We start from the raw sequence: 20771 nt of genomic DNA on the forward strand, positions 1-20771 counted from the left end.
TCGTATCGGCACAAGGTCTCAAGGGAGCCTGGGCGTGTTGTGAGGTACGATGTGTTTTTGAGTGAGCCCTGTCGGTACCTGTCATTGCTATTTTGGAGTTGAAATGTTTCGTTTTTCAGATATGCGGATCCGGTTCAAGCTTATTTTGATTTTTATCATTTCCGGTGCCATTCCGTTGGTGGTCATCGGTTATTTCGGAGCCCGGCTGTCCACGGACTCGCTTCTGGACAAGTCGTTTAATCAGCTCAGCACGGTGCAGGTGATCCGGAAAGGGCAGATCGAGGAGTATTTCGCCGATCGTCATGCCGGGATAGCGTTCATGGCCGAGTCCAAGCGAACCCGTGAGCTGCTGGCGATTCTAAAGTCCAGAAGAGACCTCTCACAGAAAGGGGCGGCCGTGGGACTGGACAGCCGGTCCGCCGACTACTGGCGCCAGGTGGAGCCCTACAGCAAAATGATGGATTCGTATGCCCGGAACTACGGCTATCACGATATTTTTGTGGTGGATGCCGAAGAAGGGGACGTGCTCTTCACCGTGGCCGGCGAAGATGACCTGGGTACCAACCTCAGGTATGGCGCCTACAAGGAGACAGGCCTGGCCGAGGTGTGGCGGGAGGTGGTGGCCACGGGGGAGACGGCTGTTTCCGATTTCGCATCCTTTGCGCCCAGCGACGGACTGCAGGCCCTGTTTCTCGCCCAACCCATCCGGTATGACAACGACACCGTCAAAGGGGTGCTGATTTTTCAGTTCTCTCCGGATCAGGTGACCCACATCGTGGATGCCCGGCAGGGAATGGGCAGCACCGGCGAGTCTTACCTCATCGGAAGTATACCAAATACAGAGCGATTCGAGCTGCGGAGCAATGTTAAAACCATCGGCAGCGGGAAATTCGTGGTGGGTTCCACCCTCAAGAATCCGCCTGAGTATTGGACGCATGCGTCCCGGAGTGGGGCAGAGGGCGGTCACGATACCTATATGGACAGCATCGGACAGGCTGTTCTGGTGGCCTACAACAAGTTGGAAATCCCAGGCCTTGACTGGTACCTTATTTCCAAAATCGACAGGCACGAGGTCACCTTGCCGGTGAGGGCCATCAATCGCATGATCGGGCTGGTGGCCGGACTGCTCCTTGCCTGCATCGGCATCGGGGCGCTGTTTTTTTCCCGTGCCATCACCCGGCCCCTTATTGCCGACATCCGTTTTGCCAAGGCCATCTCCAACGGGGAGCTGGATGCCGTTCTGGACTTAGACCAGAAGGATGAGCTCGGAGGGTTGGCCAAGGCCCTGAACAGCATGGCCCGGAACCTCCAGGAGCTGGACTGGCTCAAATCAGGAAAAGAGGGGCTGGACGACAAGCTGCGCGGGGAACACGACAGCGGGCAGCTGGCACGTCGTTTCACCTCGTTCATGACCCGGCATATGGATGCCCAGATCGGGGCCCTCTACCTTTTGACCGACAACGTCCTTGAGCTCAAGGCAAGTTATGCCTTCACCGACCGCAGCGGTAATTTCAACCGCATCGCCCTTGGCGAGGGCATGGTGGGCCAGGCGGCCATGGAAGACGAGGTCCTTGTGTTCACCGACATGACAACCGATGCCCCTGCCATCAACTTCGGGGCCGGCGAAACCATCCCCTCCAATTTTATTGCGGCGCCTATCTCCTTTGAAGGGATGACCGTGGGCGTGCTGCTGTTGGGCTCGGTGAATCGTTTTACCCCTCTTCAGCGCCGCTTTATCGATCAGAATGTCGAAAACGCCGCCATCTTGTTCAACGCCGCCAAGTCCCGCCAGGTGATCCACGATCTCCTGGAAAAGGCACAGGAACAGCAGGAGGCGCTCCGGGTGTCCAACGAGGAGTTGGAGGAACAGGCCAGGGCCCTGAAGGAGTCCGAGGCCGAACTCCAGGCCCAGCAGGAGGAGTTGCGGGTCACCAACGAGGAACTGGAAGAGCAGACCAAGGCCTTGAAGGAGTCCGAATCCGAACTCCAGGCCCAGCAGGAGGAGTTGCGCGTCACCAACGAAGAGCTGGAAGAGCGCACCCGGGCCCTTGAGGAACAGAAAGACGCCATCTCCGTCAAGAATGCCGACCTTGAAGAGGCCCAGGAGGTGGTGAAACAGAAAGCCCGGGACCTTGAAATCGCCAGCAAGTACAAATCTGAGTTTCTGGCCAACATGTCCCATGAACTGCGGACGCCCCTGAACAGCATCCTGATCCTTTCCCAGCTGCTGTCTCGAAACAAGGACAACAACCTGACGGCACGGCAGGTGGAATCCGCCAAGGCCGTTCACGCCTCCGGCGCAGACCTTCTGGCCCTGATCAACGAAATCCTCGATCTTTCCAAGATCGAAGCGGGCAAGGTGGAGCTGGTCATCGAAGACGTGACCATGGACGGGCTCATGGGCGATATCCGGCGGCTCTTTAAGGATGTGGCCGAAGACAAAAAGATTGCCCTGGACTTACGTGTTGACCCGGGCTGTCCGGACGGGGTCCGGACAGACTCCCAGAGGCTTCAGCAGATCCTGCGGAACCTGTTGACCAACGCCTTTAAGTTTACCCAGCAGGGCACTGTTTCCCTTGCTGTTTCCCGGCCTGATCCCGCACTGCTCGGCAGGACTGAGATCGGCCCCGAAGGGGTTCTCGCCTTTACGGTAAAAGACGACGGCATCGGCATCGCAAAAGAGAAACAGGCCGCCATTTTCCAAGCTTTTCAACAGGCCGACGGCAGCACGAGTCGAAAGTACGGCGGCACCGGCCTGGGGCTCTCCATCTCCCGGGAGCTGGCCAAGCTGCTGGGGGGCACGATCCTTCTGGACAGCGAAGAAGGGCAGGGCAGCACCTTTACCGTGCTTCTCCCCGAGGCGTACCAGGGAACGGTCCCGGCTGGGCTTCCTGAGCCTGAGGCCGCTCCTGAGTCAACGCCTCCCAGGACGGAGAACACCCCTGCGGCGGCTCCGATGTCTTCAGCTTCCGCGAGCGCAGGCGCGCCGCCGGAGTTTTCTTCCATATCACCGGCATCTCCCCCTTGCGACAGCGATTACGTGGAAGACGACCGCAAAGCGCTCTCCCCGGAGTCAAAGAGCCTCCTGGTGATCGAAGACGACCTGAACTCGGCCAGGATCATGCGGGACTTCGCTCGGGAGCGGGGCTTTAAGTGCGTGGTGGCCGAAGACGGGGAAACCGGGCTCCACTTTGCCGACTACTACAAGCCCAGCGCCATTATCCTCGACATCGGCCTTCCCGGCATCGACGGGTGGACCGTCATGGAACGCCTGAAGGGCAACTCGGAGCTGAGGCACATTCCGGTTCACTTTATGTCGGCCAACGACAGCTCCCTGGATGCCATGCGCATGGGAGCGGTGGGCTATCTGACCAAGCCGGTGAGCATGGAGAAGGTGGAAGACGCCCTGAGCAAGCTCGAGGACATCGCCTCCAAGCCGGTGAGCAGGCTCCTTCTGGTGGAAGACGACAAAATTCACAGGGAGAGCATCGAAACCCTCATCGGAACCGGCGACGTGGAGACCACGGCCGTCAGCTCAGGTGAGGAAGCCCTGGTGGAGCTTGATAAGGGGGGCTACGACTGCATGGTCCTGGACCTCGGCCTGGAGGACATGACAGGTTTCGAGCTTCTGGAGAAGATTCGCCTGAGCCCCACCTCGGCCCGGGTACCGATCATCATCTACACGGGGCGGGACCTGACCCGGGATGAGGAAAAAGAGCTCAACCGCTATGCCGAAAGCATCATCGTCAAGGGGGTGAAATCTCCCGAACGACTCCTGGATGAGTCCGCCCTGTTCCTTCACCGCGTGGAGGCCAACCTGCCGGAAGAGAAGCGGAACATGCTCAAGATGGTCCACGACAAAGAGGCGGTTTTAAGCGGCAAGACCATTTTGCTTGTGGACGATGACATGCGCAACGTGTTTGCCCTGTCCAGCGTCCTTGAAGAGCGCAATATGGAGGTGGTCATTGCCAGAAACGGCATTGAATGCCTGGACAAGCTCAAGGAGGTTGAAGGGGTGGATGCGGTCCTTATGGACATCATGATGCCGGAGATGGACGGGTACGAAGCCATGGGAGAGATCCGCAAGCAGAAGGCTTTTTCCAGGCTGCCCATCATCGCCCTGACCGCCAAGGCCATGAAGGGGGACAGGAGCAAATGCATCGAAGCCGGTGCCAGCGACTACCTTGCCAAACCGGTGAACGCCGAAAAACTTCTCTCCATGCTGAGGGTCTGGTTGTACTGATATGAATGATTCCACACGCATTGAAAACGAGCGCCTTGAGATCCAGCTTCTCCTTGAGGCCATCTACCGCAAATACGGCTACGATTTCAGGAGCTACGCCTTTACCCACACCAAACGCCGGCTGGAGCATCGCCGCGCCATTGAAAACCTGGACAATTTTTCGGAAATGCAGCATCGGGTGATCCACGATGAGGGTTTTTTCAACACCCTGCTCCTGGACCTTTCCATCAATGTCACGGAGATGTTCCGGGATCCGTGGTTTTACAAGCGGGTGCGTGAGGTGGTGTTCCCCCACCTTCGGACCTACCCCTTTGCCAAGATCTGGCATGCCGGGTGTTCGGCGGGGCAGGAGGTTTACTCCATGTGCATTCTCCTGGAGGAGGAGGGCATGGACGATCGCGTGCAGGTGTACGCCACGGATTTCAACGAGCTGATCCTGCAACGGGCCAAAGAGGGGATCTACCCAATGGACCTGGTGCGGGAGTACACGGCAAATTACCAGAAGGCAGGGGGCGACTGCTCTTTTTCAGATTACTACACCGCCGATTATGATAACGTGATCATGAAGCGGTCCCTGAAGGAAAATGTGCTCTTTTCCTCCCACAACCTGGTCACCGACGGGGTGTTCGGGGAGATGAACCTCATCTTTTGCCGGAATGTGCTCATCTACTTCAACCGGGAACTTCAGAATCGGGTGCTGAATCTTTTCTACGACAGCCTGTGCCCCGGCGGGTTTCTCTGCCTGGGGTCCAAGGAGAGCATTCGATTCTCAAGCGTGGCCGACCAGTTTGAGGTCGTGTCCGAGCGCGAAAAGATATACAGAAAAAAGCGTGGTCCATCAGCCCCGTGAACCGTCGGCCGGGGGACCGCAGTAAAGGATGAAACGCATGAAGCCATTTGAAGCAGTTGTCATCGGCGTTTCAGCCGGAGGACTCGCCGCGTTGGAGGCGATCCTGCCGGTCTTGGATGAATCGTTCGGCCTGCCGGTGCTTGTGGTTCAGCACCTCAGCCCCGACGCGGAGAGCTATCTTCCGCAGCACCTCGATATCCGATGCGTGCTGCGCGCCAAGGAGGCCGAAGACAAAGAACCCTTGAAGCCGGGCACCGTGTATGTCGCACCTCCCAATTATCACCTCATGGTGGAGGCGGACAAAACCATTGCCCTGTCCACGGAGCAGCGGGTTAATTTTTCCAGGCCGTCGGTGGATGTGTTGTTTGAGACGGCCGCCGAGGTGTTCTGCCAGGGGCTGGTGGGGGTGATCCTCACCGGGGCCAATTCCGACGGTGCAGCCGGGGTGGTGAAGGTCAAGCAGTACGGTGGGATGGTGGTGGTTCAGGACCCTGAAACCGCTGCGGCCGATGCCATGCCAAGGGCCGCCATACAGGCGGTGACTCCGGACCATGTGCTCCCGTTGGAGCGCATCGGGCCTTTTTTGAAAACACTGGCCCCATAGGGATATCGGGGTGATTCCGTCCATGATGCACGGGCACACCCTCCCTTTTACGGGCTGTTGATATTTTATGTGCCATCAATCCATATAAGGTTTGTCATGGGAATTGCCAAGATACTTATTGTTGATGATCGTCCGGAAAACCTTCTGACGCTGGAAAGCCTGCTGGATGAGCCGGACATAGAGCTCGTCCGGGCCACATCCGGCGTGGAGGCCCTCGGGTTGACCCTGGACCACGATTTCGCCCTGGTCCTCCTGGACGTTCAGATGCCCGGCATGGACGGGTACGAAGTGGCGGAGTTGATGCGTGGCAACAAAAAGACAAAGCACATCCCCATCATCTTCATCACGGCGGCGTTCCGGGCCGATGCCCAGGTGTTCAAAGGGTATGAGAGCGGGGCGGTGGATTATCTGTTCAAGCCCCTGGACGAGCGGGTCTTCAAGAGCAAGGTCGGGGTGTTCATCGAGTTGTTTCGTCACAAGGACGCCCTGAGCAAGAAGACACTGGAACTCGACCGGAAACTCGTGGAACTCGAAGAGCTGCAGCAGCAGCTTGAAGAGACCAACGAGCAGCTGCGCCTTTTGTCCACCACGGACGGTTTGACCGGGCTCCTCAACAAGCGGGAGTTCGAGACCGTGTTCGAAAAAGAGTGGAAACGGGGCATAAGAACCCAGTCCCCCCTTTCCCTGGTGATGCTGGATATCGATTTTTTTAAAGCCTACAACGACACCTGCGGGCATGCCGAAGGCGATGACTGCCTGAAAAAAGTGGCCAAGGCCATCTCTGACGCAGCCAGAAGGCATACGGACATGGTGGCGCGGGTGGGCGGCGAAGAGTTTGCCGTGCTTCTGCCCGAGACCGAGCCCGAAGGGGCAGAGCATGTGGCCAAGCGTTTGCTCAAGGCCGTGTACGACCTTGCCATCCCTCACAAGAGATCCACCACCTCGGAATTTGTCACCACCAGCATCGGCGTGGCCACCATGGTCCCCGACCAGGGGTGTATCCAGCGGGATCTCTTCGAAGCGGCCGACGACGGGTTGTACCGGGCAAAAGAGAAAGGCAGGAACTGCTGGTGCATCGGCACGTCGATCCTGAACGTGGCCTGACGGAGCCGGGTGTTGCCTGCAGCATGTGAGAGACTGAAACAAAAAAGGATAGTACCATGAAAAATATTTGTGTGTTCTGCGGGGCAAGCCCCGGATCCAACCCTGTGTACCTGGAAGCGGCAAGGGAACTTGGAAAAACCATGGCCGCCAACGACATCCGTCTTGTGTACGGGGGCGGCAGCCTGGGGATGATGGGGACCATTGCCAAAACCGTAAAAGAGCACGGCGGCAAGGTCACAGGGGTCATCACCCGTCATCTCGTGGACATGGAGGTGGCCCTCACCGATCTGGATGATTTGCGGGTCGTGAACACCATGCACGAACGAAAGGGCCTCATGGCCGAGCTGTCCGACGGGTTCATCGCTCTGCCCGGCGGGTTCGGGACCATGGAAGAGATCTTTGAGATCATCACCTGGTCCCAGTTGGGCATTCACAAAAAACCCTGCGGTTTTTTGAATGTGGAGGCCTACTATGACAAGCTGATGGACTTTTTCAACCACATGGCCGGGCAGTCCTTTATTGAAAAGAACTACGACCACATCGTGTTGATGGACGAAAAACCCGCGGACTTGATTTCAAGTCTGAGGGCGTACACCCCGGTTGATTCGGACAAGGGCAAGTGGGCCAAAGAGCTCACGGAAAACAGCCTGGCCTGAGCAACTAGTCAGCTTATGCCTCCGGCGGCCCTGCCGGGGGCCAAACTTTTGCCTGATTTATATAAAGCGGGTTTGATAAACAGGTCTTGCTCAATTTTCCAGAAACCTTCGCGAATGTACTCACCCTGAGGAACGACGGGGGAGGGCATTCGCAGCCTGGGGTTCAGGGGATCATCCCCTGGCCGCCGGAGGCAGGCTTTTTTTTGCCCATCTTAGGCGTAGGGGGGTGTTTTTTTAGCTTTACAGCTACTGGTCTGATTCCAGGCCGTGAGCCTATATACCCCGCCGTGCAAAGGAGCCCGTTGCCATGGCCATCGTCTACAGACCGGAACGCATCCGGGGCCTCAAGGTGCTCTCCTGCACCGACCCTTTTGAGTTCCGGCCCCATATCCACGACCGCTACGTGGTGTGGCTGAACACGGCCGGGGGCGAGCATTACAGCCTGGGCGGGACCTCGGATATCCTGGCGCCCGGCAGCATCAGCGTCATCGAACCGGGTACGGTTCACGCCAACCGCCCCTGCACGGAGACGGCCCGGCACCTGCGCAGTTTTTACGTGGACGCCGGGTTTTTTAAACGGATCGGCGAGCAGATCGGCGTGTCCCGTTCCGGCGACCTCGGTGTCAGGGGGGAGCCCCTGAACGACAAACCCCTCTGGACAGAGCTGGCCCGGCTCCATGAGATGATGCTGGGGGATACACCGGATCTTGAGCTGAGTACCCGGGTAACCCGGGTTTTCGGTGACCTTTTAACGCGCCACGCCCGATTGGGAACCCTGCCTCGATGCCCGGGACCGGGGGATATCCGCATCGACCGGGTCCTGGCCTTTCTCCATGACGGCCTTGCCGAACCGGTCTCCCTGGAGACCCTGGCCGAACTTGCCGGGTGCACCCCATACCACCTGATCCGTCTTTTCAAGGAGTCCAGGGGCATGACGCCCCATGCCTACCTGATGCAACTTCGTCTTGAACACGCCCGTCGCATGCTGGAAAAGGGCGCGCCCATCGCTGAAAGCGCCCTTGCCTCCGGTTTTTCCGACCAAAGCCACCTCACCCGGGCCTTCCGGGCGCGATACGGCCTGCCCCCCGGCGCCTACCAAAAATCCGCCTGATAAGCATGCGTGCATAAATTGTCAGAATAAACCTGTTTAGCCGCATGCCGTGTATCTTATTAATACCGCAGGCATATGAGTCGGGTGTTTTGCAAAATAAGTTATACGTATATATGCCTGCATGCTTATCCCCTCCGCCCTTCCCTCCCCTCATCCATGTCAATTTTATTCAAGAAAAGAGTGCGGGTTCTGCCGTATCGTCCCTTTGAAGGGCCGATGAACACGTGTTGCCGATGTGAATGAATTCCACTTTTAAGGCGAATGTGATTTTCCCTGAGGAACGAAGGGGAAAGCGCATTCGCAACCTGCTTTCGAGGTGGCACACCTCGCCGCCGGAGGCATCGCTTTTGTTTTTTTCTGAGCCCTTTTGCCCCTGCGATTCATCCGAACTTTAACCATAGAAGGCTTTCAGGTACCAAGGAGACTGATGTGACATCTTATCTGTACGCCCTTGGGGCGATTTTATGTTGGGCGAGCCTGCCCGCTGCCGTGGGGTCGGGCCTCAGCGGTCTGTCCACCGAATCCCTTATGTTTTACAGCTTTGTGCCGGCGGCACTCTATCTGTACCTCCAGAATGTGGCCCTGACCCGCTCCCTGCGGCTTTATGTGCCCGGGCTTACCGCCAGTCTCTGGGGTGTGGCGGGGATTTTCGGCTATCACTGGGTCTATTACATGGCCATGAACAACGCCCCTCTGGCTGAAGCCGCCATCCTGGCCACCACATGGTCATTCTGGATCGTGGTCTTCTCCTCGGTGCTGGTCTTCAGGCGGATCAAAGGGAGCGTTCTGGCCACGGCGCTCATGGGTATGGCCGGTGCCGCCCTGGTCATCTCGGCGGGGAAGGCCCTCTCCTTTGATGCCGCGTACATGAAAGGCTACCTCCAGGCCCTGCTTTGCGGCCTGATCTGGAGCAGCTTTTCCATGGCTCTGCCCCGGTTGGACACCCGGCACTCTCCCATGGCCGCCTTTACGGTGTATGCTGCAGCGCTCTCAACAGCCCTTTTTCTGCTTACAGGCCCCCATCCGGTACCAGATGCCCGGTCCTTAGCCTCGGCGGTTTATGTGGGGCTGGTCCCGCTGGGCCTCTCCTTTTTCCTGTGGAACCGTGCCCTGGCCACAGGGAACCTGTCCATCATTGGGTTTTTGAGTTACCTCACCCCGCCCCTTGCCGTGCTTCTGGTGGCACTGATTCACGGCCAGCACGTCCCTGGCCGGGTTCTCCTGGGCATGGGGGTGATCATCGCTGCATCCATTCTCGGGAAGGTGGCCGTGGGTGGGGGCGGGGCCAGGGAGTCGTTAAACGGCTCCGACAAGGCTTCGGCCTGATGGCAATCCTGTAATTTCCCAGGATAAAGGTGTGCAAAACCAAAACGAGCCCGCTTGTGATTCCTTGAAAATCACAAAACGGGCTCGGTTTTTGGCTATGTAAGGGGCGTCCGTGTCTTGCTTACGGGAGCCAGCTTTTCACCCGATCCGGGTGCTCGGCGGTCCATTTTTTCGCGTTATCATAGACGTCGGAGCCATCCACGGTATTCATCGCCATCACCTCGCCGATCTCTGCTGCGGTCCAGGAGAAGGTATCCAGGACGTGGTAGACTTTGGGGTGGTCGGCCTTGAGTCCGTTTCGCACAAAGGTGTTGATGGTCTCGGACTCGCCGAAGACTTTGTCCGGGTCTTTGAGGAATTTCAGGTCGAATTTGGCGAATTTCCAGTGGGGGACCCAGCCGGTGACGGCGATCCATTTCTTTTGCCGGTAGCGGTTGGCAAGGGAGGCGGTCATGCCAGCGCCGCTGGAGGAGACGAGCTCGATATCGGAGAGATTGTAGTGATCGATGGCGTCTTCGGCCTTGATCATCACCCCGGCACCGGGGTCGATGCCGATGATCTCCCCGTCAAACTCTTTGGCGTGGGCGTTCATCTCGGCGATGGTGTCGATGGTCACGTAGGTGGGGACGATGAGCCCGATTTTAGCCCCTTCGAAGTTGGGGCCGAGGTCCTCGATTTTTCCCTTGTAGCGTTTGATCATGTCCCCGTGGGTCACGGGGAGCCACGAGGTGGTCAGGGCGTCCTGGTCACCGGCGGCCAGGGCGGCGTACATGGCCGGTGCCGAGACCGGGGTGAGTTCCACATCAAGGCCCAGGTTCTCTTCGATGACGGCTTTCATGACGTTGGCGCTGGCCGTGGCACAGGCCCATTCCACGTAAACAATCTTGATTTTTTCTTTGGCCAGGGCCGGGGTTGCGATCAGGGCTGCAACGGCCAGGGCGAGACAAAGAGACGCGATACGGCGAATCATGCATTTCCTCCTTCAGGTTTTCCGTTCTTGGCTCCCAACTGCTGAAGAATGCGGTCGAGGAGCATGGCGACTATGACAATTCCTATTCCTGCTTCAAATCCCTTGCCCGGCTGGAGCCGCTGGATGGCTTTCCACACCTCGCCCCCCAAGCCCTTGGCACCGATCATGGCGGCGACCACCACCATGGAGAGGGCCAGCATCACCGTCTGGTTGACACCCGCCATGATGGTGGGGGTGGCCAGGGGAAGCTGCAGCTTGAAGAGTTTCTGGCGCGGTGACGAGCCAAAGGCGTCCGCCGCCTCAATGAGTTCTTCCGGGACCTGGCGGATGCCGAGGCAGGTGAGGCGGATGGCCGGTGGCACCGAGAAGATCACGGTGGAGAAGATGGCCGAGACCTTTCCCAGTCCGAAGAAGGGAATGGCCGGGATCAGGTAAACAAAGGCCGGCATGGTCTGCATAAAATCCAGGATCGGCATGACCAGGCGGTAGGCGGTCCGGTTCAAGGCCGCCAGGATCCCCGTGGGGATGGCAATGAGAATGGAGACCAGGGTGGCGATGAGCACCAGGGCCAGGGTGCTGATGGTGGCCTTCCACAGGCCCATGTTCACGATGAGGGCCAGGCCCAGAATTGCCAGGGCGGCCACGGATGTTTTTCGGGTGATGGCAAAGGCCATGGCTCCGATGCCCAGGATGAACAGCCAGGGGGGCATGAACAGCATGCCGTCCACCATGATGTCGATGACCGCTTCCATCAGGTCCGAGAACACATTGGTGGCACCCGAGCAGTGGGCCACGAGAAAATCGATGATGGCCTCGATGGCCTTACCGATGGGGATTCGCGGGATATCAAAGTCAAACATTTCGTCCTCCTTCGGCCAGGGCGGCCAAGAGGGTGCCGCGGACAATCACGCCGGCGAGTTTTTCGGTCTCTGTTACCACGGCCAGGGGGTAGGGGAGATCCTTGAGGATTTCGAACAGTTCGGAGGCCGGGGTGTCGGGGGGCACCGTGGTGAGGTCCCGCTGGAGAATGGATTCGAGGTTGTCGTCCCCGCGTTCTGCGGCCTCTTTGGCATCGGCTGCTGAGATGATGCCCAGAAGGGAGTGGTCACGCTTGGTGACGAAGAGGCTGGAGATTCCCTCGTTTTTCATTTTACGAAGGGCCGCGCGGGGCCCGTCGTTTCGGACATGGCCAACGGCAAAGGGGCGCTTCATGACGGATTCGGCGGTGAGGACCTTGGTGATGTCCACGTCCTCCACGAATTTTTCCACGTAGCGGGTGGCCGGTTCCATGAGGATCTCGTCCGGGGTACCCACCTGAACCACCTTGCCGTCTTTCATCAGCACGATGCGATCGCCGATTTTCAAGGCTTCGTCCAGGTCGTGGCTGATGAAGACAATGGTCTTCTGGAGACGGTCCTGCAGATCCAGAAGTTCGTCCTGCATGTCCCGTCGGATGAGGGGGTCCAGGGCGCTGAATGCCTCGTCCATGAGCAGGATATCCGGGTCCACGGCCAGGGCGCGGGCAAGGCCCACCCGCTGCTGCATGCCCCCGGAGAGCTGGGACGGGTAACTCTGCTCCCAGCCGGACAGGCCCACCTGGGACAGGACCTCATGGGCTTTTTCCAGACGGGTCTCCCGCTCCACCCCCTGGATTTCGAGGCCGAAGGCGGCATTTTCCGCCACGGTGCGGTGGGGAAACAGGGCAAAGTTCTGGAACACCATGCCGAATTTCTTCTGCCGTATATCAAGGAGCTCTTCGCTGCTTACCTTGGCGATGTCGACACCATCCACCATGATGGAGCCCGCCGTCGGATCGATGAGCCGGTTCAGGCAGCGCACGAGGGTGGACTTGCCACTCCCGGAGAGCCCCATGATCACAATGATCTCCCCGGACTTGACGTCGAATGTCACCCCGCCCACGCCAACGCCGTGACCGGTTTTTGCAAGTATCTCATCCTTGTCGGCCCCGTCCCGCAACATGGAAAGTGCACGGTTCGGAGAGGGCCCGAAGATCTTTACAAGATCTTTTACTTCAATTTTCGTCATCTGGTTCCACCTTCAAGATTTTATTCAAAACGATGACTACCATAGAGGCGGTGAATGCTTGTGTCAAATTGCTTCAGCGGTTTTTGGGCAAGCAATCCTCTGTGGCAGGGATGTGATTGAAAGATATTTTGAGTTGTTATGATTTTTTGTCATCGTTCGTAAAAAAAGACAATGATCTTCTTTTAAATCGATCTTTATTTCGGATTATTATTGATGGTTCCGAATTTGGATGGATGCGGCAGGGCGCAGGGATTTAGTTAGAGCTGTATGCTATTTTACGGGAATTTTTTCTTCGAAGGGAACTGTTGGGTACGGGATTTACGATATCTAACCGATTGGCGAGGGTGAACACGTGTTTTACTGGTGACGCCAAATGAATGGGGGGCGGGGAAGAGAGCCTCGGGCTGCACCGCCTTGTGACGCAGTGCAGCCGGAGGTGATGGCGCTTTGTGACCAGGTTGCTGGAAATAATCGATAATACGATGCTCTGTCAACCCACCGCTGGGCTTTGACCTATGAAGCGAAGGGCAAAGCTCAGCGGTATGCTGTTTTCAAGACGGCATCGCTTGCCGAAGGAAGCCTCTTTTTTGGAGTCTTTTTACCTGCATCCCTACCGGATTTGTTTTCCTTCCGCAAAAACCATCGTGGGAACCGCTCCCAGATGGAAGGGGTGCCTGTCCCAGACCAGGAGGCTGGCGAGTTTGCCTGCCTCAACGGTGCCGAGCTGGTCGTCGATACCCAGTACCGTGGCGCTTTTGCCGGTGAGGAGGCTGATGGCCTCGGCTTCGTCCATGCCGTGCATCAGAAAGAACTTCAGGCCGTCCCTGAGGGAGGCGGCAAGGGTCACCGGGTGGTCGCTCATGAGGGTGTAAAAGGCGTCGGAGGCCATGATTTTGGCGGTGTTTTTGTAGACGGCGTGCTTGAGCTCCACCTTGTACCCCACGGAGCCGATGGGGCCGTAGACCACGGGGATCTCTTTTTCAGCGAGTTTGTTGAAGATCTCGGTGTGGAAGACATCGCAGGCGTGGTCGCAGGTGACGGAGAGGCCGTATTTCTCCACGAGCTTGATGAGGTAAAGAATGTCGTCTTCTTTGTGGACGTGGACCTTGGCGATTTTTTCACCGCTGAGCAGCTCCAGCAGAGCGGTGTCCTCCGGGCCGAAGGAGAGATGGTACTCGCGCTCGATGACGTCGGCCTCAAAGGCGTGGTCGGTTTCGTTGATCTCGCCTTTGGCCTGCTTGTCCGAGAGCTCGTTGAGTTTTTTCTCCTTGGCAAGGGCGGCCTTCTCTTTTTTGAGGAGCACCTCGTCAAAGCGCTTTTCAAGCATGGCGTAGATTCCCATGCGGGTGGTGGGGCGATCGCCCTTCCAGTCCGTGGTGGACCGGGGATTGTAGCCCAGGGCCATCTTGTAGCCGTAGTCCTTGATTACCGCCTCGTCCCTGTACCTGGCAAAGTTTCGGATTACCTTGGCCTTGCCGCCGATGAGGTTGCCACTTCCCGGTACCACGCAGCTGTACAGAACGCCGAAGTCCACGGCATCGGAGAAGGCGCGGTCATCGAAGTAGAGGCTGTCCACCGGGTCCACCAGGGGCAGGATCTGGCCGATTTCGTCGTTGGCTTCACCTTCCCGGCCGGGTTCGCCTTCGCGCTCCATGCCGATATGGGAGTGGGGGTCGATGAAGGCGGGGGTCACTATCCCTTCGGAGTCCCAGTGGGAGGCTGTCTCCGAGACCTCTGCGATGCGGTCGTTTTCTATGGTGATGTATCGGTCGGTTGAGGTGCCTCCGTTGCCGTCAAAAAGGAGGGTGGCCTTGATAATGTGTGTCATGGTGGGTTGTTTCCCGGTTCAGTGTGTGGTTTTTTTCTCGATTCCATTGCATGGAATCATCCATTGAAACTATCGCCACTATACATCCGTTGACGGGCGATTGAAACGGACGAGCCATTTGCTTCATGATTTTGTCATCTGTTTGTAATATAAACCACATGATCGCCCCCCATGATCTGCCCATGGGCTCCGACCCGTCTTGTTCGGGCCCTGACCCTAATATAAAGGATGCCGTCCCATGAACAACGGAAGACTGGTTTACGTCACAGGCGCTTCGGGCGCCGGGAAAGACACCCTGTGCAGCGAGGCAAGGGCTGTGCTCAACGGCACGGCACCCGTGCTGTTCGCCCACCGGTACATCACCCGCCCTGCGGATGCGGGTGGGGAGAACCATGTGGCCCTGACCCGGGAGGAGTTTTACCAGAGGCGTGAGCTTGGCCTGTTTGCCATGTCCTGGGAGAGCCACGGCAACGGCTACGGCATCGGGGCGGAGATCGATCGGTGGCTGGAGAAAGGGGTGAGCGTGGTGGTGAACGGATCCCGGGGATACCTTGCCGAAGCCGCCCGGCGGTATCCCGAGATGGTTGTGATTCATATCGAAGTGGACCGCGAGGTTCTCAAAGAGAGGCTGCTGGTGAGAAACAGGGAAACCGAAGTCGAGATCGAGGCCCGGCTCAACCGCTCCGACAGACTCCCCGCCGTGCGGCATAAGAACCTCTGCACCCTGTACAACAACGACTCCCTGGAAGCCTCGGTCTCCTGTTTTGTTGAGGTGCTGGAGAGCCTTCTTCCCGAACCGTATGTGCTGTTGGAGGCGTGATGTGTTCGGGGAGGGTGTTTCCTAAGCGGTACACCTTGAAAGCTCATTTCCGCAGCGTTTTAACCCTCGTTCCTCGGGTCAAAACGCTGCGGCATCTTGCGAGAAAATTGTGCCTTTATTTGGCCTTGATCATCGTGTGGGCCGCGACCTTTAAAGAGCCGATTCGTCGGCTTTTTGGGATGATGTCATCAAGAACACCCTGGTGGCCAAACGATGACCAAGGCCATTTATTTTTCGCGCGAGCCCTTATTTAGATCAACCTCAAGCCAGCATCGTGTTTATAGAAGAGTGAAACAGGCTTCTGCTGCAGAGTCGTTTGCCGCATGTTACACGTCACGCGAATGCCTTAAGAACACCGGAATAACCATGGACGCCATGCCTTCGCCATAGGGTTTCAAGGTGCCCCCACCTTGCCGCGGGAGCCCGTCCCGTTAAAAATGCCTCCGGCGGCCCTGCCGGGGGCCAAACTTTTGAAAAGTGTGATAAACAGCTGTCTGGCAAGGTTTTCTAAACATACCCTGAATGAAAGGCGAATGTGATTTTCCCCGAGGAACGAGGGGGAAAGCGCATTTGCAACCTGCTTTCAAGGTGGCTCACCTTGCCGCCGGAGGCTTTTTTTCCTCACGTTGTCCATAAACACCCTGTTTAACAAAGTACTAACCATTTCTTGGTCATTCCCCAATATTTCCCCGTTATTTTCCTTGAACATAAGAGAACGGAAGGCCGGCAGGGGCCGTGTCCATGTCAGGGGCCCGTGCCCCCTTGCCCGGAAGACCATGGAGATCACAACAGGAGTTGATTATGGACAGCACGATATGCCTCACCGGTGGTGCGGTGTTTGACGGAGAGCACCTGCTGGAGCGTGGGTCGGTTCTATTCAGCGAGGAGGGGATCCTCGAGGTGGTTGAAGGGGACCGGGTCCCCCGGGGCACCGTGACCCTGGATGCCGGGGGGCGGCTGATCATGCCGGGCCTGGTGGACCTTCACTCCGACGCCCTGGAGCAGAGCATCGAGATGCGCCCCGGGGTCTACTTCGACTTTGAGTTTGCCCTGCGCAATCTGGATTGCCGCATCGCCTCCTGCGGCATTACCACCTACTGTCATGCCCTGAGCTTTGCTGACAACGAGCTGGGCTTAAGGTCCCCGGGGGAGGTCGAGCGCATCATTCGCATGGTGAAAGCTTTTGATCGCTCCTCCGGGGCCATGGCCCGTCACCTGGTCCATGCCAGGTACGAGATCGGGGCCGAAGAGGGGCTAAAGGTTCTGACGGGGCTTCTGGACGAGGGGCTTATCGACATGGTGTCGGTGATGGATCACACCCCCGGCCAGGGGCAGTTCACCACCCTGGGAGCCTTTGTGGATTATTACGCCGGAACCTGCGGGGATGCCTATGAGGAGATCGTGGGCATGGCCCACCGCAAGGTGACATGTCAAGAGGCCGGGTGGAAGGCCCTCTCTTCTTTGTCTTCACGGGTGAGCGCCGAGGGCCTTCCTTTTTTGAGCCACGACGACGACACACCCGAGAAGATCGGCCTGGTGAAGGTCCTCGGAGCCGGGGCCAGCGAGTTTCCCCTCTCCATCGACGCGGCGGAGCGGGCCGTGGAAGAGGGGCTGAAGGTGTTCATGGGCGCGCCCAACCTGGTCAGGGGCCGCTCCTCCGGCGGACACCTGAAGGCGGCGGAGACCGTCTCCCGCGGGATCTGCGACGGTCTGCTCAGCGACTACTACCCCGAGTGCATGCTCCAGGCGCCCTTTACGGCCATGGAGTCCTTAAACACCCTGCCCGAATACGCCCTCTCCCTTGTGACCTCCGGGCCGGGGCGTTTTATCAGGCCGGGGCTGGGGACCCTGACGCCCGGGGAGGTGGCGGACCTTCTGGTGGTGGATCACACAGAGCCCTGGGCGCGGATTGTTCAGAGCTGGGTGGGGGGGCGCATGGTGCACTACGCAGCACCCGGGATCAAGGGCGGGGAAGGGGTCCCCGACTGTGTCACCGAAACCGTCGAGGGAGGAGGGCCGCGCCATGAGCGACATCATCCGGCCGCTTGATGCGGCACCCGGCACCACGGTGCTGGAAACCCGGAATCTGGGCAAGGTGTATCCCAACGGGACCCGGGCCCTCAGCGGGGTCTCCCTTGCGGTGCGCCACGACGATTTCATCGTGATCATCGGTTCCTCCGGTGCCGGTAAATCCACCTTCCTGAGGTGTCTCAACCGGCTTGTGACCCCCTCCTGCGGGGAGATCCGCCTGGACGGCGAGGAGATCACCCGGGCAACGGGACGGGAGCTCCGGCGCGTCAGGCAGCAGGTGGGCATGATTTTTCAGCAGTTCAACCTCGTGCGGCGCCTGACGGTCCTTGAGAACGTTCTGGTGGGACGGCTCCGGTTCTGTGCCACGCCATTGACCTACACCGGCTCCCTGCTGCGGTATTTTTCTGAAGCCGAGCGGGAGCTGGCCTTCAGCCTCCTGAAGCAGGTGGGTATTGAGAACCTTGCCTATCAGCGCGCCGATTCCCTCTCCGGCGGCCAGCAGCAGCGGGTGGCCATCGCCCGCACCCTGGCCCAGCACCCGGCCCTTTTCCTGGCCGACGAACCCATCGCCAGCCTAGACCCAAAAAGCTCTGAGATCATCATGGGCCTGCTTCGACGGATTCATGAGGAACGGGGGATCCCGGTGGTGGTCAACCTTCACCACATCGATTTTGCAAAGCGCTACGCCAAGCGCATCATCGGCATCTCCGGAGGCGGCGTGGTCTTTGACGGTCCTCCGGGGGAGCTCACCGATGAGATCATCGAGGGCATTTATGGCCCCCATGCCGATGAGCCCTCTCTGGCGGCGTGCGCTTAAAGGGAAATGCCTCCGGCGGCAAGGTGGGGGCACCTTGAAACCCTAGGGCGAATGCATGGGGGTTGTCGTTCGGCAACCGTCTTTGCAGGAGAGCCCCTTTCGGCCCTGGTCATCGTTTGAGTCACCAGGGTGTTATTTGTGACACCGTCCCAAAAGGCCGACAGCCCGTAGGGTGCACTCTGTGCACCATGTCCGGGCCACCCAAGATTGTTATTTTACAGAGGTGTTCGGGGCATGATGGGCTTTGATTTTGGTGGGTGGCTAAGCGTTAGAAACGTTTTTTGCGGTGCTTTTTTTAAAAAAAGCGACCCGCCGGAGGCGCGCTGAATAGTGACCCGTTTTTGAAAGATAACGAACACAATAAAGGAGACGAGATGTTTCAGAAAGCAAGACAATTGACCGCTGTGTGTGTGGTTTTCATCGCCCTGATCCTCTCCGGAACGGCCATGGCAACCCCGGCCAAGTGGCCGGCAAAGATCCGTATCGGTTTTATCCCCACGGAAGGGGGATCGGCCGTGGAATCGCGCTTTCAGCCCCTGGCCGATCATGTGAAAGAGAGCCTGGGGGTGGAGGTGGAGATCATCAGCGCCAGTGACTATTCGGGCGTGATCACCGCCATGGCCCACAAGCACCTCGACTTTGCCTACTTCGGCCCCAAGAGCTATGTGGAGGCCGCCAAGAAGGCCAACGCCCAGGCCATCGCCCTGGAGCTCAACAAAGAGGGGGAGCCCGGATACTACGGGGTGGTCATCACCCGCAAGGACTCGTCCGTCACCACCCTGGCCCAGATCAAGGGAAAGGTTTTCGCCTTTACCGACCCCAACTCCACCTCCGGCTACCTGGTGCCCAATATTTTGTTTGCGCGGGACCTGAAGGTCAAGCCCGAGAACTACTTTCGGCAGGTGAAGTTCTCCGGTTCCCATGGGGCCTCCATCCTTTCAGTGAAAAACGGGGCCGTGGACGTGGCCGCCACCAACAATATCGATCTCGACCGCATGATCCAGAAGGGCCAGGCGACCTTAGATGACTTCCGGATCCTCTGGACCTCCGAGCTGATCCCCGGGGCTCCCATGGCGGCCCGGCGGGATCTTCCCGAAAGCCTGAAGGCGGCCTTTGCAGGGGCTCTCCTGACCTTCAACGGGGACAAGGAAGGCATGGCGCACCTCCAGAACGGAGGGTATGGCTTTGCCGACGACAGCACCTACGACACCATCCGGTACCTGAAATACTTAAAAAAGAAGATGGCGGCAAAATGAACGAGACCCAGGCCATAACACTCGGCAGCCTGAAGCCCGCAAAGCCCCCCCTTAAGGTGATCACCCAGGGCGTGCTGGCCTTCCTGGCGGCGGTTGTTCTCATCACCTCGTACCGGTTCGTGGGCATCGATCCCATGGCCTTTATCGAGAAACGGGAGAACGCCTTCACCTACCTCTTCGGACGCGAGCTCACCGATTTCGACCGGAAAGACGCCAGGATCCAGGCGGAGAACCTGTTGAAGATCGTGGCCATGGAAGAGGCCGGAGAGGAACTCAGGCAGCGGGTCGCACGTTCCGGTGAGGCCGCACCCCTGGGCATGACCATGCATCGGGAGACCGAAGCCCTGGCCGAAGAGATCCTCTCGAAACAGCCCGAGGCCCGGCGCGCAGCCTTTGTGGATCGTGAATACCGGCAGATCCTCCGGGATAAGAAGGGGGGCTTTTTCCCGCCGGAGACCTCGCCTTCGGCCCTTTCCGAGTACGGCCACGGCCTGGTGGAGACGGTGGCCATGGCGGTGTGGGGCACCCTTATTGCCGTGGTCCTGGCCATCCCGGCGGCCGTGCTGGCCGCCACCAACACCCTTGCCCTGTTGGTACAGGGGGAGGGGCGGCGGCATCGGGCTTTTCGCTGGGGGTGTCACTTCGGGGTCCGGCGGTTTCTGGATTTCTGCCGGGGGTTCAATGAATTTGTCATGGCTCTGATCTTTGTGGCCGTCATCGGCCTGGGGCCCTTTGCCGGGGTCCTGGCCCTTGCGGTGCATACCTTCGGCATCCTGGGCAAGGTGGTCAGCGAAGCCATAGAGGCCATCGAACCGGGACAGATGGAGGCCCTGGTGGCAGGCGGAGCCGGGAACATGCAGGTGATCTCCTTTTCCGTACTGCCCCAGGTGATGCCCCTGGTGGTGAGCTACAGCCTGCTGCGGTTCGAGTCCAACGTGCGCAGCGCAACCATTTTGGGGTTCTGCGGGGCCGGGGGCATCGGGTTTCTCATGTTCGACAAGATCAACGGCTTTGAGTACCGGGAGGTGGCCACCATGATGATCATGATCATCGTCAGCGTCAGCCTTCTGGACTATGCCTGCGGCAAGCTGAGGAGCAAATTTATCTGA

General features: G+C 58.6%; 16 protein-coding genes. 12 read left to right on the forward strand and 4 right to left on the reverse strand.

The features are described from left to right. Nucleotides 1-103: 103 nt before the first annotated feature. From BLQ12_RS08470 to BLQ12_RS08500, 7 genes are all read left to right on the forward strand, one after another. The gene (locus BLQ12_RS08470; protein ID WP_092210212.1) at nucleotides 104-4243 is read left to right on the forward strand and encodes a response regulator; all 4140 of its coding nucleotides are present in this window, start codon (nucleotides 104-106) and stop codon (nucleotides 4241-4243) included. Between the two features lies 1 nt (nucleotide 4244). Then, nucleotides 4245-5093, forward strand: coding sequence for a CheR family methyltransferase (locus BLQ12_RS08475; protein WP_092210213.1), 849 nt, complete (start codon nucleotides 4245-4247; stop codon nucleotides 5091-5093). A gap of 37 nt (nucleotides 5094-5130) precedes the next feature. Beyond that, the gene (locus BLQ12_RS08480) at nucleotides 5131-5697 is read left to right on the forward strand and encodes a chemotaxis protein CheB (RefSeq protein ID WP_217640270.1); all 567 of its coding nucleotides are present in this window, start codon (nucleotides 5131-5133) and stop codon (nucleotides 5695-5697) included. A 96-nt stretch (nucleotides 5698-5793) separates the two neighbouring features. After that, a complete protein-coding gene (locus BLQ12_RS08485) occupies nucleotides 5794-6801 on the forward strand; it encodes a GGDEF domain-containing response regulator (protein ID WP_092210215.1) in 1008 nt (335 codons plus the stop codon). 56 nt (nucleotides 6802-6857) lie between these two features. Beyond that, nucleotides 6858-7457 (forward strand): LOG family protein, encoded by a 600-nt coding sequence (locus BLQ12_RS08490; RefSeq protein WP_092210216.1) that lies wholly within the window; start codon nucleotides 6858-6860, stop codon nucleotides 7455-7457. A gap of 307 nt (nucleotides 7458-7764) precedes the next feature. Beyond that, nucleotides 7765-8568, forward strand: a complete 804-nt coding sequence (locus BLQ12_RS08495; protein WP_092210217.1) for a helix-turn-helix domain-containing protein — start codon at nucleotides 7765-7767, stop codon at nucleotides 8566-8568. A 429-nt stretch (nucleotides 8569-8997) separates the two neighbouring features. Beyond that, entirely contained in the window at nucleotides 8998-9894 is an 897-nt protein-coding gene (locus BLQ12_RS08500) for a DMT family transporter (protein ID WP_092210218.1), read from the forward strand. Nucleotides 9895-10015: 121 nt separating this feature from the next. Here BLQ12_RS08500 and BLQ12_RS08505 read toward each other — a convergent pair whose 3' ends face one another. The 4 genes from BLQ12_RS08505 to BLQ12_RS08520 all read right to left on the reverse strand — a co-directional run bounded on the left by BLQ12_RS08505 (nucleotide 10016) and on the right by BLQ12_RS08520 (nucleotide 14738). Beyond that, entirely contained in the window at nucleotides 10016-10864 is an 849-nt protein-coding gene (locus BLQ12_RS08505) for a glycine betaine ABC transporter substrate-binding protein (RefSeq protein WP_092210219.1), read from the reverse strand. Then, nucleotides 10861-11724, reverse strand: a complete 864-nt coding sequence (locus tag BLQ12_RS08510; protein ID WP_092210220.1) for an ABC transporter permease — start codon at nucleotides 11722-11724, stop codon at nucleotides 10861-10863. Before BLQ12_RS08510 ends, BLQ12_RS08505 begins: the two co-directional genes overlap by 4 nt. Next, complete coding sequence (locus tag BLQ12_RS08515; RefSeq protein WP_092210221.1) at nucleotides 11717-12910, reverse strand: quaternary amine ABC transporter ATP-binding protein; 1194 nt, start codon at nucleotides 12908-12910, stop codon at nucleotides 11717-11719. The genes BLQ12_RS08510 and BLQ12_RS08515 overlap by 8 nt, the downstream gene beginning before the upstream one ends. A gap of 610 nt (nucleotides 12911-13520) precedes the next feature. Then, nucleotides 13521-14738 (reverse strand): amidohydrolase family protein, encoded by a 1218-nt coding sequence (locus BLQ12_RS08520; RefSeq protein ID WP_092210222.1) that lies wholly within the window; start codon nucleotides 14736-14738, stop codon nucleotides 13521-13523. Nucleotides 14739-14976: 238 nt separating this feature from the next. Between BLQ12_RS08520 and phnN the strand changes: the two genes are divergently transcribed. From phnN to phnE, 5 genes are all read left to right on the forward strand, one after another. Beyond that, entirely contained in the window at nucleotides 14977-15558 is a 582-nt protein-coding gene (phnN, locus tag BLQ12_RS08525; protein ID WP_092210223.1) for a phosphonate metabolism protein/1,5-bisphosphokinase (PRPP-forming) PhnN, read from the forward strand. Between the two features lie 801 nt (nucleotides 15559-16359). Further along, the gene (locus BLQ12_RS08530; protein WP_092210224.1) at nucleotides 16360-17607 is read left to right on the forward strand and encodes an alpha-D-ribose 1-methylphosphonate 5-triphosphate diphosphatase; all 1248 of its coding nucleotides are present in this window, start codon (nucleotides 16360-16362) and stop codon (nucleotides 17605-17607) included. Further along, nucleotides 17582-18406, forward strand: coding sequence for a phosphonate ABC transporter ATP-binding protein (gene phnC, locus BLQ12_RS08535; protein ID WP_092210225.1), 825 nt, complete (start codon nucleotides 17582-17584; stop codon nucleotides 18404-18406). Before BLQ12_RS08530 ends, phnC begins: the two co-directional genes overlap by 26 nt. Nucleotides 18407-18780: 374 nt before the next feature. Next, on the forward strand, nucleotides 18781-19662 hold the full coding sequence (phnD, locus tag BLQ12_RS08540; RefSeq protein ID WP_092210226.1) for a phosphonate ABC transporter substrate-binding protein: 882 nt from the start codon (nucleotides 18781-18783) through the stop codon (nucleotides 19660-19662). Beyond that, nucleotides 19659-20771 carry a phosphonate ABC transporter, permease protein PhnE gene (gene phnE / locus BLQ12_RS08545; protein WP_092210227.1) on the forward strand — a complete coding sequence of 371 codons (1113 nt, stop codon included), beginning with the start codon at nucleotides 19659-19661 and terminating at the stop codon, nucleotides 20769-20771. The genes phnD and phnE overlap by 4 nt, the downstream gene beginning before the upstream one ends.

This window comes from Desulfoluna spongiiphila (assembly GCF_900101345.1).
Taxonomy (GTDB): domain Bacteria; phylum Desulfobacterota; class Desulfobacteria; order Desulfobacterales; family Desulfolunaceae; genus Desulfoluna; species Desulfoluna spongiiphila.

Bases quoted from the DNA above. Each gene is read 5' to 3' on its own strand.
- BLQ12_RS08505 (WP_092210219.1), bottom strand. From the start codon at position 10,864: ATGATTCGCCGTATCGCGTCTCTTTGTCTCGCCCTGGCCGTTGCAGCC.
- BLQ12_RS08510 (WP_092210220.1), bottom strand. From the start codon at position 11,724: ATGTTTGACTTTGATATCCCGCGAATCCCCATCGGTAAGGCCATCGAG.
- BLQ12_RS08470 (WP_092210212.1), top strand. From the start codon at position 104: ATGTTTCGTTTTTCAGATATGCGGATCCGGTTCAAGCTTATTTTGATT.
- BLQ12_RS08530 (WP_092210224.1), top strand. From the start codon at position 16,360: ATGGACAGCACGATATGCCTCACCGGTGGTGCGGTGTTTGACGGAGAG.
- BLQ12_RS08490 (WP_092210216.1), top strand. From the start codon at position 6,858: ATGAAAAATATTTGTGTGTTCTGCGGGGCAAGCCCCGGATCCAACCCT.
- BLQ12_RS08480 (WP_217640270.1), top strand. From the start codon at position 5,131: ATGAAGCCATTTGAAGCAGTTGTCATCGGCGTTTCAGCCGGAGGACTC.
- BLQ12_RS08515 (WP_092210221.1), bottom strand. From the start codon at position 12,910: ATGACGAAAATTGAAGTAAAAGATCTTGTAAAGATCTTCGGGCCCTCT.
- phnN (WP_092210223.1), top strand. From the start codon at position 14,977: ATGAACAACGGAAGACTGGTTTACGTCACAGGCGCTTCGGGCGCCGGG.
- BLQ12_RS08475 (WP_092210213.1), top strand. From the start codon at position 4,245: ATGAATGATTCCACACGCATTGAAAACGAGCGCCTTGAGATCCAGCTT.
- phnE (WP_092210227.1), top strand. From the start codon at position 19,659: ATGAACGAGACCCAGGCCATAACACTCGGCAGCCTGAAGCCCGCAAAG.
- phnC (WP_092210225.1), top strand. From the start codon at position 17,582: ATGAGCGACATCATCCGGCCGCTTGATGCGGCACCCGGCACCACGGTG.
- phnD (WP_092210226.1), top strand. From the start codon at position 18,781: ATGTTTCAGAAAGCAAGACAATTGACCGCTGTGTGTGTGGTTTTCATC.
- BLQ12_RS08495 (WP_092210217.1), top strand. From the start codon at position 7,765: ATGGCCATCGTCTACAGACCGGAACGCATCCGGGGCCTCAAGGTGCTC.
- BLQ12_RS08485 (WP_092210215.1), top strand. From the start codon at position 5,794: ATGGGAATTGCCAAGATACTTATTGTTGATGATCGTCCGGAAAACCTT.
- BLQ12_RS08520 (WP_092210222.1), bottom strand. From the start codon at position 14,738: ATGACACACATTATCAAGGCCACCCTCCTTTTTGACGGCAACGGAGGC.